The following is a 14,484-nucleotide window of genomic DNA, read 5'->3' as shown; positions in this document are numbered from 1 at the left end:
ATCGATGGCAAGACGACTACTCGCTACGCTGCTGCTGTTGCTCTCCCTCAACATTGCTCAAGCCCAGGAGCAGGTGCTGGAGCGCATCATCGCTCTGGTCAATGACGACGTCGTCCTGGCCTCGGAGCTGGAAGCCGAGCTGATCTCGGTTCGCCAGAATCTCGAGCAGCGCAATGTGCGCATGCCCCCCGCCGAGGAACTGCGCCGGCAGGTCCTCGAGCGCCTGATCATGCAGACGTTGCAGCTCAACGAGGCCGAGCGTCGCGGGATCCGCGTGGACTCGGCCACCCTCGACGCGGCGGTGCGCCGGGTCGCCGAGCGCAACGGCCTCAGCCTCACCGGGCTGCGTGACGCCCTCGAGGGCCAGGGCCTCGATATGGCCCGCTTCCGGGACCAGCTGCGCCGCGAGATCATCATCAGCCGACTGCGCCAGCAGGTGATGAACCAGCGCGTGGATGTCACTGAACAGGAGATCCGCCAGTTCATTGAGCGCAACAGCAGCCTCGATCGCGAATACCGCCTGGAGCAGATCCTCATCAGCGTGCCCGAGGCCGCCTCTGCGAACGCCATCGCCGAGGCCCGGGAACGTGCCGATGCGGTTGTCGAGCGACTGGATGCCGGCGAGTCCTTTGCCCGGGTGGCGACGTCTGAATCGGACGCGCGCAATGCGCTGGAGGGCGGCGACATGGGCTGGCGACCCGCCTCGCAGCTGCCTCAGGCGGCCGCTGATGCCATCCGCGAGCTCGAGCCCGGCCAGTACACCTCACCGCTGCGCACCCCGGCGGGATTCCAGATCTATCGGCTGCGGGAGACCCGCGGCGGTGACGAACAGATGGTCCGGCAGGCCAACCTCCGTCATATTGTCATCCAGACCAACGAGGTGGTCACCGACACCGACGCACGCATGCGGCTGCAGGCCCTCCGCGAACGGATCATGGGGGGCAGCGACTTCGCCGACCTGGCCCGGGCCAACTCGGACGACCCGGCCTCGGCAAGCGATGGCGGCGAGCTGGGCTGGATCGATCCGACCAACCTGCCGCCCGGCTTCCGAACCGCGGTAGAATCCCTCGAGCCCGGCGAGGTCAGCGAAATCTTCCGCACCCGCGGCGGCTGGCATATCGCCGAGGTGATCGACTGGCGCGAGCGCGATGCCAGCGAGACCATCGCCCGGGAAGAGGCCGAGTCGGCCATCCGGCAGCGCAAGAGCGAGGAGGAAACCGAGCTCTGGCTGCGCGAGCTACGTGAGGAGGCCTACGTCGAGTCACGCCTCGGGGCCGGTGGATGAGCTCCCGACCCTGCGTCGCCATCACACCGGGCGAGCCGGCGGGGATCGGCCCCGAGCTGGTAGCCGGTCTGGGAGAGACGTTTCCCGAGGCGCGGCTGGTAGCCATTGCTGATCCGGCATTGATGGAAAACGCCGGCGCCACGGTGACGCCGTTTGAGCCGTCCGCCGATCCGGCGCCGGGCCACCTGGAGATCATGCCGGTCCCGCTGGGCGCCCCGGTCACTCCGGGTGTGCTCGATCCGGCCAATGCGGCCTATGTGCTGGAAACGCTCCGCATCGCCGTCGACGGCTGCCTGGATAACCGTTTCCAGGCCATGGTCACCGGCCCGGTGCACAAAGGGATCATCAACGAGGCTGGGCAGCCATTCAGCGGACACACCGAGTTCCTTGCAGAACGCACCGGCGCCGCAATGCCGGTGATGATGCTGGCCGCCGATACCCTGCGCGTCGCCCTCGCGACGACACATCTGCCGCTGCGGGCGGTGCCGGATGCGATCACCGATGAGCGACTCTGCCGCATTCTTCGCATCCTGCATAACGACCTGGCACGGTTCTACGGCCTATCCCGCCCGCATATCCTGGTGACGGGGCTCAATCCCCACGCCGGCGAGTCCGGCCACCTGGGCCACGAGGAGATCGAGGTCATCACCCCGGCGCTGGAGCGTCTGCGCGGCGAGGGGCTGCATCTGAGCGGTCCGCTGCCGGCGGATACGCTGTTCACACCCCGGCATCTGGCGGATGCCGCCGCGGTGCTGGCCATGTACCACGACCAGGGCCTGCCGGTGCTCAAGCATGTCGGATTCGGCCATGCCGTGAACATCACCCTGGGGCTGCCGATCATCCGCACGTCGGTGGATCACGGTACCGCACTCGATCTGGCCGGCCAGGGTGTGGCCGAGCCGGGCAGCCTGCAGGCGGCCATCCGCGAGGCAATCCGCATGAGCCGGGCCGGCGGCTGATCCATGCACCGCGCCCGGCGCCGATTCGGACAGAATTTCCTCCATGACCGAACGATCATCCAGCAGATGATCGTCGCCATATCACCACGGGCGGGGGAGTTTTTCCTGGAGATCGGCCCCGGCCAGGGCGCCCTCACGCGGCCGCTGCTGGATCATGGCGTGCAGCTGACAGCCATCGAGATCGACCGCGACCTCGCCACCGGCCTGCGGCGTTACCCGGCGGCGCAGGCCGGACAACTGCAGGTCATCGAGGATGATGCCCTGACCCTGCCTCTGGCGCCGCTGATCGACCAGGCCGACCAGACGCTGCGCATCGTCGGCAACCTCCCCTACAACCTCTCCACGCCGCTGCTCTTCCATCTCACCACCCCCCGTGCGGGCATCCGGGATCTGCATCTGCTCCTACAGCGGGAGGTGGTGGATCGCATGGCAGCGGCCCCCGGCAGCAAGACCTATGGCCGGCTGTCAGTCATGTTGCAGGCCCGCTGCCAGGTGGAGCCTTTACTCGATGTCCCGCCCGGCGCCTTCGCGCCGCCGCCGCAGGTCACCTCGCGCTTCGTGCGCCTTATCCCCCATCGCGAGCGCCCGCTGGGGGATGTCGATGACGACTGTCTGAGCCGCGTCGTGGCGCGGGCCTTCGGGCAGCGCCGCAAGACCCTGCGCAATGCTCTGCGCGGGCTGCTGGATGCGGCGGCCATCGAGGCGGCCGACATCAATCCCGCCATCAGGGCCGAGCAGGTGGATCTGGCCGGCTACGGCCGGCTGGCCCGAATCCTCGAGCATCACGATTCCGCCGACTAGGAGCCGCTATGGCCGACTATGCCATCGGAGATGTCCATGCCTGCCTGGACCCCCTGCGCAGGCTTCTTGAGCGTCTGCAGTTCGATCCTGTCCGCGATCGGCTCTGGTTCACCGGCGATCTCGTCGGGCGCGGGCCCCAGGCAGCGGAGACGCTGCGGTTCATTCGCGATCTCGGCGAAGCCGCCGAGAGCGTGCTCGGCAACCACGACCTCCACTGCCTCGCCGTGGCCGCCGGTCATGGCCGACGGCGGCGCAATGACCGGCTCGAGCCGCTACTGGAGGCGCCGGATGCAGTGGATCTGCTCGACTGGCTACGCCATCGGCCGCTGCTGACCGAACCAGAGCGCGGACTGGCACTGGTGCATGCCGGCATTCCGCCCCAGTGGGATCTGGCCACCGCCCGGCAGTGCGCCCGCGAGGCCGAAAACCAGCTCCGGGGCGAGGCGTCAGACACCCTCTTCGCCAATCTCTACGGTAATGAACCGGCGTCCTGGTCGGCAGAGCTGAGCGGCTGGCCGAAGCTTCGCTTCATCATCAACGCCTTCACGCGGATGCGCTTCTGCCGGGCCGACGGACGCCTCGACTTTAGCGACAATGGCCCGCCTGAGGAGGCGCCGGACGGGCTCTATCCGTGGTACGAGACGCCGGGCAGGCGCCTGCAAGCCGAGGAGACGACAGTCATCAGTGGCCACTGGTCCAGGCTGGGTTGCCGGCAGGGACCCGGCTACGCGGCACTGGATACCGGCTGCTTGTGGGGCGGCCAGTTGACGGCCATGCGGATTGACTCGACAGCACCGGTATTCACGCAGCTCGACTGCCCCGCGACGCTGCAGCCGAGCTGATTCCGCAGCGTCGTCAGCCGCGTCGGTGGCCAAGCGCCGGCAGGCGCTGACGCAGTGCCACCTGCTGTGACCGGTCGAGGTCGGCCACCGCCATGCCCGGGCCACCGCCCACCGGACAGGCCGCGAGACGCTCGCCCCACGGATCGATGATCAGGCTCTCACCATGGGTCCGGCGGTCGTTGGCATGCAGCCCGCCCTGATCCGCCGCGAGCATAAAGCAGAGGTTCTCGACGGCGCGGGCCCGCACCAGTACCGCCCAGTGCGCCGCGCCGGTGGTCGCGGTGAACGCCGACGGTGCCAGTAGGATTTCGGCACCGGCATCCACCAGGGCCCGGTAGTGCTCCGGGAAGCGCAGGTCGTAGCAGATCGACACCCCCAGACGGCCCGCCGGCGTATCCGCCACGACGATCTCATCACCTGGTGCGAAGGTGGCCGACTCGCGATAACCCTCACCGCCGGGCAGTGAGACATCGAATAGATGACGTTTGTCGTAGCGGGCAATACGCCGGCCATCGGGCCCGTAGACCAGGCAGGCCGAACGCACCCGATCCGGTTCATCGCCCTGCATCGGCAGGCTCCCGCCGACCAGCGTAATGCCGAGGCGCTGCGCGGTGGTGGCCAGAAAATCCTGGATCGGCCCCGCGCCATCGGGCTCGCCAACCTCAAGTGCCGCCCGCTCGTGCCGGCCGAGGAAGGCGAAATTCTCCGGCAGCACCACCAGCTCGGCGCCGTCACCCGCCGCCGCATCGACCCATGCGCCGGCATCGCGCAGGTTATCCGGCACGATATCGCTGGAGACCATCTGTATCACGGCGGCGCGAACGCGATCACTGCCCATTGTCTTCTCCATTGCCGGGAGCCACTGCCATCGGCGAGATCATCCGGAACTGCGGATCGGCCCAAGGCCCCTCAATACGATAGGTGAATTCGGTGAGCCGCTCGACCCCGGGCTCGATCATGCCACGGGTAAAGAACAGCATGACGGCGGCCGCCGGGCCGCCGGCGAGCCCGCCGAGGAAAGTCAGCGCCGAGGACAGCCGCGGCGTCACCGTCACCGTCTGATCGTAACGCTGCCGGACTAAATCCGTACGACCGCGCAGCATCAGGTTGAGCGACGGGCCCGTCACGCTCAAGCCATCGGTCTGCATCTGCCCGGCACGGATCTGCCAGGTCCCCTCCATGCGATCGTAGCTGAGGCCCTCGCCAACGACATCCGAGAAATCGAGCCCGAGGCGGCGCGGCAGCACCGACAGGCTGAAAAGCCCCAGGGCCCGTCCGGCACCGGGCTCCACGGCGGGCAGCCCACCGTTGCGCAGATCGATGTTGATGTCGCCGGCCAGCGTCGGCAAGCGCGGCGAGAACATCGGACCCAGCCAGCTCAGATCGCCACTGACCGAGCCCTCGCCCTTGTCCATGACCCGCGCCATGCCGAGCGCGCGCAGCAGCATACCGGCATCCCGCGTGTAGAGATCGAAGTGCAGGCGGTTGCCGGGAGCGGCATCGGCATGGGCCTCGATCCGCGCCTGCAGATCCACCACCTCGCCTTTCAACGTCAGTCGCCCCCGCCCCGTCGGCGTGCCGGCATTGACGCGACTGAATTCGAGACGTCCCAGTGAGGTCCCGTCCGCCACCAGCTCATCGGCGACCAGATCGATGTCCGGACCGGCCGCTGTCGGCTCGGGCGGCTGATCGGTATCGGTGTCCGCCACGTTGTCCGCATCAACGACGGCTTCGTCGGCCTCACGGGTCGCAAGCGCGAGGCGGTCCAGCCGCACCAGCCAGGGCGCCGATTCATCCGACTGGCTCAGCCTGCCATCCGCCGCTCCGCTGACATCCAGCGCCCAGCCAACCGCCTCCCTACCACCGCGGATGCGGGTCTCGGCCAACCGCCAGCGGCTGATATCGGCGCCGGCCAGCGTCAGATCGACGGCCCGCACCGGCGGCAGGGCATCAAGGACCCCGCCTTCGCCGGCCTCATCGCCACCGCCCATGGCCGATCCGGTCAGGTCCAGTCGCGGCAGCCGGCCGGTGACCCGGGTAATGGGCTCGACGGGCAGTGACGGCGGCGCGGTACCGAAATGCACGGCGGCCCGGCGGTCGCCATCGCCGGCGTCCCGAACCCGGACCTGCAGGCGCTCATCATAGGCAAGCCGCAACTGCTGCCGCCCGTCGGGCTGAGCCGACCAGTCAAGCCGCAGCGGCGCTGGATCGGAGGCCGGCTTGCCAAGCCCCAGCGGCAGGTCGAGCCGGATCCCCTCCAGTGCCGAGCGAACCGTGAGTTGCTGCGCGACCCGGAGGCCGCTGGCGACGGCAAACCCTGGCCGCTCCCAGCGCAGCCGCCAGGCGCCAACGCCCTCGGCCCGCCCGGCCATCCCGGCAAGACCCGGCCAGTCGGCCACCGCCAGGCGGGCATCCGCCGTGACCTTGATACGCGCATCGGCGCCCTCGCCGGTGGTGGTTGCACGAGACACCACCGGGCGACCGGCAAGGCGTGCCCGCAACCCCTCCCAGTTCACTCCCTGCTCGTCAAAGCCGATGTCGCCACGGATATCCTCCAGTGCCAGTCCGGGACCCGCCGGGGCGGCCACCTCGGCGCCGTCCAGACGCAATGCGCCATCCACCTGCAATGGCCGCTGCTGGAACGGGAAATACAACCCCAGGTCGAGCTCACCATCGCCCTGCCAGCGGACACCCGCCAGTGGACTGGTCTCGGGTAGCAGAGGCGAGCGGAGCAGAAAGTCCTGCATGGCCTGCACTTCGCCCCGGAACCGGCCGTCGATGCGCAGCCGTGGCGTCCACAGATCGTCGATGCGCGCCGTCGCTCCGAGTAGTAGGACACCGGCGATGCGAGCGGCATCAGCGTCGATGATCATGCCGCGATTGCGAAAGCGCAGCTCCGCATCGACCTGCTCGAAGCCGGGCCAGTCCGGGCGGAACCGGAACTCAAGCGGAGCAAGGCGGGTGCGTAGATCGAACAGCCCCGTGCCGTTATCAAACGGGAAATCCTGCAGTGGTCCAAACAGCCGCAGACTGGCATGACGCATCTCGCCGGCCCCGACCGCGCCGTCGAGCCAGTCCACCAGCCGCCGGTCCATCACGCCCACCGGCAGATGACGCATCACCCGTCGCGCGTCGGCAGCACCCGTTGAGGCCTGCAGATCGACAAACGGCGAGCGTCCTGGCGCCAGCCAGACCTGGCCATCCAGCGCGACGGGTGTACCCGCCCAGTCGCCGCGCCAGTCATCCAGCGCCAGATGCCAGCCATCCGCCGGGCCCTGCCACCAGCGCAGTCCGCCGCGAAGGGTCGTGAGATCAGCGGGATTGCGGAGCAGATCGGGCAGCCGGGTGGTGGCCTCTAACCCGCGGAACGTCACCTGACCACCGCGCGGTCCGGCGATCAGCTCGACATCGCCCCCTTCGAGCCGAGGCCAGGGTATCGGGCCGCTGACACCGACCGCGGCCAGATCGGCGGTCAGCCGCCAGTTGGCCGCGTCCCGCCAGACCAGCGCCAGGCGCTCCGCCTCGCCCCGCGTCCGGGGTGGATCCACGGCGTCCGATGGCAGCAGCGCCGCCAGCGGCTCGAGGGGTAGCCGGCTCATCGCCAGGCGCCATATGCCCTCGGCGGATCGCCCAACACTCAACGGCCCGGGGGTCAGGACCTGCCCGTTGGCGAGTCCGACCTCACCGGGCTGGATCCGCCCCCGCCATCCGCCGTTCTCACGCGCCAGCGTCGCCAGCGCCTCCACGGACTGCACGCCGCCCTCGAGCAGCCCCACACCCCGGGCCTCGAGCTCGGTGGTCATGTGCATCGCACCATCGGCGGCCAGATCCAGCCAGAGCCGGCCGGACAGCGTGCCATCCGGCGATGGCGCGGCCCGCAGGCGCGGCGCCCAGGCGGCAAGCCGTTCAGCCTTCACGGCCTGGAATTCCACCAGACCGCGGGCACTGGCCGGCTGGCCCGGACCGAGCTCCAACCGCCCCTGGATCTGCTCGTCAGCATGACGGGCGTCCAGGGCAAACCGCCACTGCCCGTCGGGTTCGCGGCGCCAGCGCAGGGCCACCGGCGAGAAGTCGATGCGCGCCGAGGCATCATGGTTGATCAGCGTCAGTCGCGAATCGCGGATCAGCAGCCGGTCCACGGGCAGGCCCTGGAGCGCGACCAGGAACGAGGCCGGTGTGGCCTCCTCCGGTCCGGGCAGCAGTCCGGAGACCTGCCAGCTGCCGCTGGCACGACGGCGCAGGGTGACGTCCATCCCCTGCGCCGAGAGGGCATGCAGTCGCAGCCCACCGGCACGCAGCGACTCCCAGGGCGCCACCGCCAGGGTCATGGCGGCGAGCCGCAGGGGTTCGGACTCGTCCGCCGCGCCGATACGCACATCGCGCAGGACCAGCCCCGGGCGCAGCCCCTGCAGCCGCGCATCGAGCCCGCCAATGGCCACCGGAACGCCCAGCTGTGTCGAGACCAGCTGGCCCACTGGACCGGTCAGCGACGGGGCGGCGGCAAACAGCAGGCGCACACCGGTGAGCAGCACCGCCGCCGAGATCACCAGCGTGACCAGCGTGTAGACAAAAGCCGCCTTCAGCCGCTCACCGCGCTGCGGCCAGATCCAGCGATGCAGTCTCTCCCCGACGGTCATGCCTACATCAGCACCACATCGAACTGCTCGGGGTTGTAGAGCGGCTCGGCCTGGAATTCGATGGGCTTGCCGACGAAGGCCTCCAGTTCGGCGAAGCTGTCACTCTCCTCCTCCAACGCCCGGTCGACCACCTCCTGCGACGCCAGGACCAGTAGTCGGGTGATCTCGAACTGCCGCGCCTCGCGCAGGATCTCACGGGTGATCTCATGGACCACCGTCTCAGCGCTTTTCAGATAGCCCCGCCCACTGCAGGTGGGGCAGGTCTCGCAGAGCTGGTGCTGGAGCGAGTCCCGCGTGCGCTTGCGGGTGATCTCCACCAGCCCCAGGGCCGAGACCTCGCTGATCTGAGTGCGCGCATGATCCCGCTCCAGGCTCTTGTCCAGGGCTCTCAGCACCTGCCGGCGATGCTCGGCATCGGCCATGTCGATGAAGTCGACGATGATGATGCCGCCGAGGTTGCGCAGGCGCAGCTGGCGGACGATGGCCTGTGCCGCCTCGAGGTTGGTCTTGAAGATGGTCTCCTCGAGGGTGCGGTGACCGACATAGCCCCCGGTATTGACATCGATGGTGGTCAGCGCTTCGGTCTGATCGATGATCAGATACCCACCGGACTTGAGGGTGACCCGGCGCTGCAGCGCCCGCTGGATCTCATCCTCGACGCCGTAGAGATCGAAGATCGGCCGCTCGCCGGGATAGTGCTCGAGGCGTGAGCGGGCATCCGGCAGGAAGGCCTCGCTGAAGGCGATCATGCGCTCATGCCACTCCCGCGAGTCGATCCGGACCCGCTCCACGTCATCGCCCACCAGGTCGCGCAGCACCCGCAGCATCAAGGGCAGGTCCTCGTGCAGCAGCGTGGCGGGCTGGGCCTCCTCGGCGCGCTCGCGCACCGCTGCCCAGAGCCGCTGGAGGAACGCCCAGTCACGCGTCAGCGCAGCCTCCGGGACCCCTTCGGCGGCGGTGCGCAGAATGCAGCCGTTGGGGCTGTCCTCGCCGAGCAGCGACAGGCCGATCTCCCGCAGCCGCTCACGCTCGGCATTGCTCTCGATGCGCGCCGACACGCCAAGTCCGGGATTGTCCACCAGCAGAACCAGATAGCGCGACGGAATGGCGATCTGGGTCGTCAGCCGTGCGCCCTTGCTGCCGATCGGGTCCTTGAGGACCTGGACCATGATACGCTGCTGCTCGCGCAGCAACTGCTGGATGGGCGGCTGCTCGCGCGGCGCACCCTCCACCACCGCCTGACCGGCGTTGATGTCGGAGGCGTGCAGAAAGGCCGTGCGCTGCAGCCCGGCGTTGATGAAGGCCGCCTGCATGCCGGGCAATACCCGCGAGACCTCGCCGAGGTAGATGTTGCCCACCAGCCCGCGGCTTCGCGAGCGCTCGATATGGATCTCCTGGACACTGCCATTGTCCAGCACCGCCACCCGCGTCTCCTGCGGGGTGATGTTGACCAGCAGCTCCTGACTCACTGACCCGCCGGCCAGCGTGACTGGTAGTCGATGCCGAACTCGCCGAGCAGGTCGTGGGTTTCGAACAGAGGCAGCCCCATGACGCCGGAATAGCTGCCCTCAAGCTGTTCGATGAACACGCCACCCCTGCCCTGGATGGCATAGGCGCCAGCCTTGTCGGCGGGCTCGCCGCTCTGCCAGTAGGCCGTCTTCTCGGCGCCCGCGAGTTCACGCAGCGTCACCATGCTCAGCGACAGCCGGGTCACCTCGCGATCCTCGTCCAGCAGGGCCACGCCGGTCACCACCCGATGCGTGCGGCCGGCGAGCCGGTCGAGCATGGTGAGCGCCTGATCGCGGTCCGCGGGCTTGCCGAGGATTTCGTCATCAATGACCACGGCGGTGTCGGCACCCAGTACGGGAGCCGTCGCCCCGGCCGGGCGGGCACGCAGTCCGGCCCGGGCCTTCTCCAGGGCCAGGCGGATCACAAAGACCTCCGGGGTCTCGTCGGGTTCGATCCGCTCATCCACCGCCTGGGGCACAGTGCGAAAACGCACGCCCATGCGCTCGAGGAGCTCGGCGCGCCGCGGCGAGGCCGAGGCGAGAAAGATATCGGGATCGGTGGCATCGGATTGGGCGTCGGTCATTGCAGCCTCCTGAAAGCGGGACGGCTCAGCCCCGATGGTAGGGATGCCCGGAGAGCAGCGTCCAGGCGCGATAGAGCTGTTCGGCCACGATCACGCGGACCAGCATGTGGGGCAGCGTGAGCGCGGAGAGCGACCACTGGCGCTCCGCTGCCTCCAGGCAGCGCGGATGCAGCCCGTCGGCACCGCCGATCAGAAAAGCCAGGTCACGGCCTTCCTGCATGGCGTCATCAAGGTAGTTTGCCAGATCCCGGGTCCGCCAGGACCGGCCTTTTTCATCCAGGGCAATCAGACGGGCATCACCGGCCGCGCCCAGCAGGGCATCGGCCTCCTGGCCGCGGGCCCGTGGCACATCCCCGCTGCGCCGCGCCTCGCCGGCGTTGACCGCGCGGACCGCCAGCGGCAGATGCCGTGGCATGCGGGTGGCGAACTCGTCCACGCCGCTACTGATCCACTCCGGCGCCCGCCGGCCCACGGCGATCAGATCGAGGCGCATGCCGCCTCAGGCCTCCGCCTCGTCAACACCCCAGATGCGCTCCAGACGATAGAAATCGCGGACATCCTCGAGCATCACGTGGACCACCACGTCCCCCAGGTCCACCAGCACCCATTCGCTGCCCTCCAGTCCCTCGACGCCGGTGGGCCGCAGCCCCAGCTCGCGGGCGGCGTCGATGACCGCATCGGCGATGGCACGGACATGACGACGCGAGTTGCCGGTGGCAAAGGCCATGAAATCGGTAATGGCGGTACGGCCCTGGACATCAATGATGCGCGGGTCGACGGCCTTCATGTCGTCCAGGGCCTCGACCACCTGGTCACGCAGGGCCTGGGGTGAAACAGCGGTTTCAGTCATAGTGCGGGTGCAACCTCCCGGGCCCGGTGGCCCGTGATGCCTGGGGATAACCATAGAGTCCAGTGGCGGCCAGGCGCTGCCAGACCGTATCCGGCGTGAGCCCCTGGACCGAAAAGCCGCGGGCCAGCAGGCCGCGGATGGCGGTGGCGGAAATCTCCAGCCGCGAGACCGGATGGAACCACACCCGCCCGGCCGGCGCATTACGCAGTTCGCCGGGGTGGCGGGCGCGGCGCGCCGCCAGCCATTCGGCAAGCGCCTCCGGCATGGGGGCAGTGTCACCGCCGCGGGTGGTCACCACCAGATGGGCCTCACCGATGAGTTCGCGCCAGCGATGCCACTGCATGAGCCCGCGGAATGCATCGCTGCCCATGACAAAGCACAGCGGTCGATCAGGACCGAGTTCACGGCGCAGGCCGGCGAGGGTGTCAACCGTATAGGACGGCCCCGAGCGCATCAGCTCGCGGCGATCCACCACCAGCCCCGGAATATCGGCCGCGGCGGTCTCCAGCAGTGCGCAGCGCATCGCGGCATCGAGCCGTGGCTGCGGGCGATGCGGTGGCACATGACCGGGCACCAGACGGAGCTCCGACAGGCCCAGCCCCTCCAGCAGTTCGATGGCGGGGCGCAGATGGCCGTAGTGTACCGGGTCGAAGGTGCCACCCAGCAGCGCCACCGGCGCCCCCTGCCCCGCGGTCATTCGCGGATATGCCCCTCGCCGAGGACGATGTATTTCTGCGTGGTCAGTCCCTCCAGCCCCACCGGGCCCCGGGCATGCAGCTTGTCGGTGCTGATGCCGATCTCGGCACCGAGACCATACTCGAAGCCATCGGCAAAGCGCGTTGAGGCGTTGACCATCACCGAACTGGAGTCGACCTCGCGCAGGAAGCGTTGGGCCCGGGCATAATCCTGGGTCACGATGGCCTCGGTGTGGCCGGAGCTGTGGCGCTCGATATGGGCCATGGCCGCATCAAGGCCATCCACCACCCGCACCGCCAGGATAGGGGCCAGGTACTCGGCGTCCCAGTCGGAGGGTTCGGCCGGCGTGAGCCCGTCGACCAGGGCGCGACTCGCCTCGCAGGCGCGAAGCTCGACGCCATGGCCGTCAAAGGCCGCTTTCAGTCGCGGCAGCAGCGACGGCGCAATGGCCTCGTCCAGCAACAGGGTCTCCAGGGTGTTACAGGTGCCGTAGCGCTGGGTCTTGGCATTGACCACGATGCGCTCGGCCATGTCCGCATCCGCGTCGGCGTCCACGAAACAATGGCAGACCCCGTCGAGGTGCTTGATCATGGGCACGGTGGCCTCCTGCATGATGCGCTCGATCAGGCCCTTTCCCCCGCGGGGCACCAGCACGTCGACGTACTCGTCCATGGTGATGAGCGTACCAACGGCGGCCCGGTCGGTGGTCTCCACCACCTGCACCGCGGTCTCCGGCAGCCCGGCCTCGGCCAGTCCCTCGGTAATGCAGGCGGCAATGGCCCGGTTGGAGCGCAGCGACTCGGACCCCCCGCGCAGGATGCAGGCGTTGCCGGATTTCAGGCAGAGGCCGGCGGCATCGGCGGTGACGTTGGGGCGGGACTCGTAGATGATGCCGACCACACCCAGCGGCACCCGCATGCGCCCCACCCGAATGCCGCTCGGCATGGGATCGAGGTGGCTCACCGCGCCCACCGGGTCGGGCAGCGCCGCGATCTGCTCGAGCCCGGCGGCCATGGCCTCGATCCGCGCCTCGGTCAGCGCCAGGCGATCGAGCAGGGCGGCGTCGAGCCCCTGTTCGCGACCCGCCGCCAGATCGGCTTCGTTGGCCTCACGCAGGGCCGCTTCGCCGGCCCGAAGGCGTCTGGCGATAGCCTGCAGCGCGGCGTTGCGCGGCCCGCTTTCGGTGGCCGCCAGGCGACGCCCGGCATCGCGCGCGGCCCGGCCAAGGCCACGCATGTAGTCGGTCACGTTGATGCTGACCGCCGGCTCGTTGGCACTCATCAATGTCTCTCCCTGCGATTCACGGTGGCAGCACCACGGGCTGCCCTCGTCGATAATTCTAGCAATTCATCCCAGGGGCGCCCGGATTCGGCGCCCTTGACGACCCGGTCCACGCCGGCGGCGCGGTTCAGCATCCGGGCCCAGGCACCCGGCTTCGTCCCGCGGGCGATGGCCTGCAGGCGGCTCTGCCGGTTCTTCCAAACCCGATGCCGGCTCATCACCTCGGCGACAGCGCCACGGCCGGCCAGCGCCGATTGCAGATCGGCCAGGACGCGGATGTCGCGGGCCAGCGCCCAGAGCACCAGCACCGGCTCCTCGCCCTCAGCCCGCAGCCGCTGGAGGATGCGCAGGGTCCGGGCCACATCGCCGGCCAGCACAGCCTCCGGCAGATCAAAGATGGCAAAGCGGGCGCTGTCACCGACCGCCTCGCGGGCGGTGTCCAGGCTCACCCGGCCATCGTCGGCGAGCAATGCCAGCTTTTCGATCTCCTGGGCCAGCGCCAGCAGGTTGCCCTCGTTGCGCTCGGCCAGGAGCGCCGCCACCTCGGCATCCAGCGCCAGGCCGCGGTCGCTCGCCCGGCGCCGGGTCCAGTCAGCGAGATCCGTGCGGCGCAGCGGCCAGGCATAGCTCATGACCCCCGCCCGCGCGATGGCGCTGGCCCAGGCGGATCTGCGCTGCGCCGGCTCAAGCCGCCCGCAGATGACCACCAGCAGATTATCGGCATCCGGCGCCGCCGCGCGGGCCTTGAGCACCGCACTGCCCTCGCGGCCAGGCTTGCCTCCCGGCAGGCGCAGCTCGATCAGGCGCCGTTGGGTGAACAGCGAGAGGTTATCGGTGGTGGCGGCCAGCCGGCTCCAGTCGAAGCTGCCGTCGGCGTGCAGCACCTCGCGCTCGCCGAAACCCTCACGACGGGCCTGGGCCCGCAGGCGATCGAGGACCTCCTCGATCAGCAAGGGCTCTTCGCCGGCGATCAGATAAATGGGGGCAAGCCCGCGGTCGATGCGGGCAGGTAGTTCGTCGAAGCGGATCTCGGCCATGGCG

Annotated in this window: 13 protein-coding genes; 4 read left to right on the top strand and 9 right to left on the bottom strand. The window is 69.1% G+C overall.

Going from position 1 to position 14,484, the window contains the following annotated elements; all coding sequences use genetic code 11:
• Window positions 1–4 precede the first annotated feature (4 nt).
• Genes V6X30_RS00505 through V6X30_RS00490 form a run of 4 tightly spaced genes read left to right on the top strand, consistent with a single transcriptional unit; the run spans window position 5 to window position 3,887 of the window.
• Window positions 5–1,285, top strand: a complete 1,281-nt coding sequence (locus tag V6X30_RS00505; protein ID WP_367982683.1) for a peptidylprolyl isomerase — start codon at window positions 5–7, stop codon at window positions 1,283–1,285.
• Window positions 1,282–2,244, top strand: a complete 963-nt coding sequence (gene pdxA / locus V6X30_RS00500) for a 4-hydroxythreonine-4-phosphate dehydrogenase PdxA (protein ID WP_367982682.1) — start codon at window positions 1,282–1,284, stop codon at window positions 2,242–2,244. The genes V6X30_RS00505 and pdxA overlap by 4 nt, the downstream gene beginning before the upstream one ends.
• 3 nt (window positions 2,245–2,247) lie before the next feature.
• On the top strand, window positions 2,248–3,045 hold the full coding sequence (gene rsmA / locus V6X30_RS00495; RefSeq protein WP_367982681.1) for a 16S rRNA (adenine(1518)-N(6)/adenine(1519)-N(6))-dimethyltransferase RsmA: 798 nt from the start codon (window positions 2,248–2,250) through the stop codon (window positions 3,043–3,045).
• 8 nt (window positions 3,046–3,053) lie between these two features.
• Window positions 3,054–3,887 carry a symmetrical bis(5'-nucleosyl)-tetraphosphatase gene (locus tag V6X30_RS00490; RefSeq protein WP_367982680.1) on the top strand — a complete coding sequence of 278 codons (834 nt, stop codon included), beginning with the start codon at window positions 3,054–3,056 and terminating at the stop codon, window positions 3,885–3,887.
• A gap of 13 nt (window positions 3,888–3,900) precedes the next feature.
• Here the strand turns inward: V6X30_RS00490 and V6X30_RS00485 are convergent, their stop codons facing one another.
• From V6X30_RS00485 to holA, 9 genes are read right to left on the bottom strand one after another with little or no spacing between them, the layout of a single operon-like run.
• Window positions 3,901–4,725: a carbon-nitrogen hydrolase family protein gene (locus tag V6X30_RS00485; protein ID WP_367982679.1), complete on the bottom strand. Its 825-nt coding sequence runs from the start codon at window positions 4,723–4,725 to the stop codon at window positions 3,901–3,903.
• Window positions 4,715–8,524, bottom strand: coding sequence for a YhdP family protein (locus tag V6X30_RS00480; protein WP_367982678.1), 3,810 nt, complete (start codon window positions 8,522–8,524; stop codon window positions 4,715–4,717). Before V6X30_RS00480 ends, V6X30_RS00485 begins: the two co-directional genes overlap by 11 nt.
• A gap of 2 nt (window positions 8,525–8,526) precedes the next feature.
• On the bottom strand, window positions 8,527–9,993 hold the full coding sequence (rng, locus tag V6X30_RS00475; protein ID WP_367982677.1) for a ribonuclease G: 1,467 nt from the start codon (window positions 9,991–9,993) through the stop codon (window positions 8,527–8,529).
• Window positions 9,990–10,616, bottom strand: coding sequence for a Maf family protein (locus V6X30_RS00470; protein WP_367982676.1), 627 nt, complete (start codon window positions 10,614–10,616; stop codon window positions 9,990–9,992). Before V6X30_RS00470 ends, rng begins: the two co-directional genes overlap by 4 nt.
• A gap of 25 nt (window positions 10,617–10,641) precedes the next feature.
• A complete protein-coding gene (rlmH, locus tag V6X30_RS00465) occupies window positions 10,642–11,109 on the bottom strand; it encodes a 23S rRNA (pseudouridine(1915)-N(3))-methyltransferase RlmH (RefSeq protein ID WP_367982675.1) in 468 nt (155 codons plus the stop codon).
• Between the two features lie 6 nt (window positions 11,110–11,115).
• On the bottom strand, window positions 11,116–11,466 hold the full coding sequence (rsfS, locus tag V6X30_RS00460) for a ribosome silencing factor (protein WP_367982674.1): 351 nt from the start codon (window positions 11,464–11,466) through the stop codon (window positions 11,116–11,118).
• Window positions 11,459–12,163 carry a nicotinate-nucleotide adenylyltransferase gene (nadD, locus tag V6X30_RS00455; RefSeq protein WP_367982673.1) on the bottom strand — a complete coding sequence of 235 codons (705 nt, stop codon included), beginning with the start codon at window positions 12,161–12,163 and terminating at the stop codon, window positions 11,459–11,461. Before nadD ends, rsfS begins: the two co-directional genes overlap by 8 nt.
• Window positions 12,160–13,443: a glutamate-5-semialdehyde dehydrogenase gene (locus V6X30_RS00450; RefSeq protein ID WP_367982672.1), complete on the bottom strand. Its 1,284-nt coding sequence runs from the start codon at window positions 13,441–13,443 to the stop codon at window positions 12,160–12,162. The genes nadD and V6X30_RS00450 overlap by 4 nt, the downstream gene beginning before the upstream one ends.
• Entirely contained in the window at window positions 13,443–14,480 is a 1,038-nt protein-coding gene (gene holA, locus V6X30_RS00445; protein ID WP_367982670.1) for a DNA polymerase III subunit delta, read from the bottom strand. The genes V6X30_RS00450 and holA overlap by 1 nt, the downstream gene beginning before the upstream one ends.
• Between the last annotated feature and the right edge of the window lie 4 nt (window positions 14,481–14,484).

The sequence above is a fragment of the Spiribacter sp. 1M189 genome (genome assembly GCF_040838345.1).
In the GTDB taxonomy this organism is placed as follows: domain Bacteria; phylum Pseudomonadota; class Gammaproteobacteria; order Nitrococcales; family Nitrococcaceae; genus Spiribacter; species Spiribacter insolitus.
Note: the sequence above shows the minus strand (reverse complement) of the source record. Positions and strands in the feature narration are given on the sequence as shown.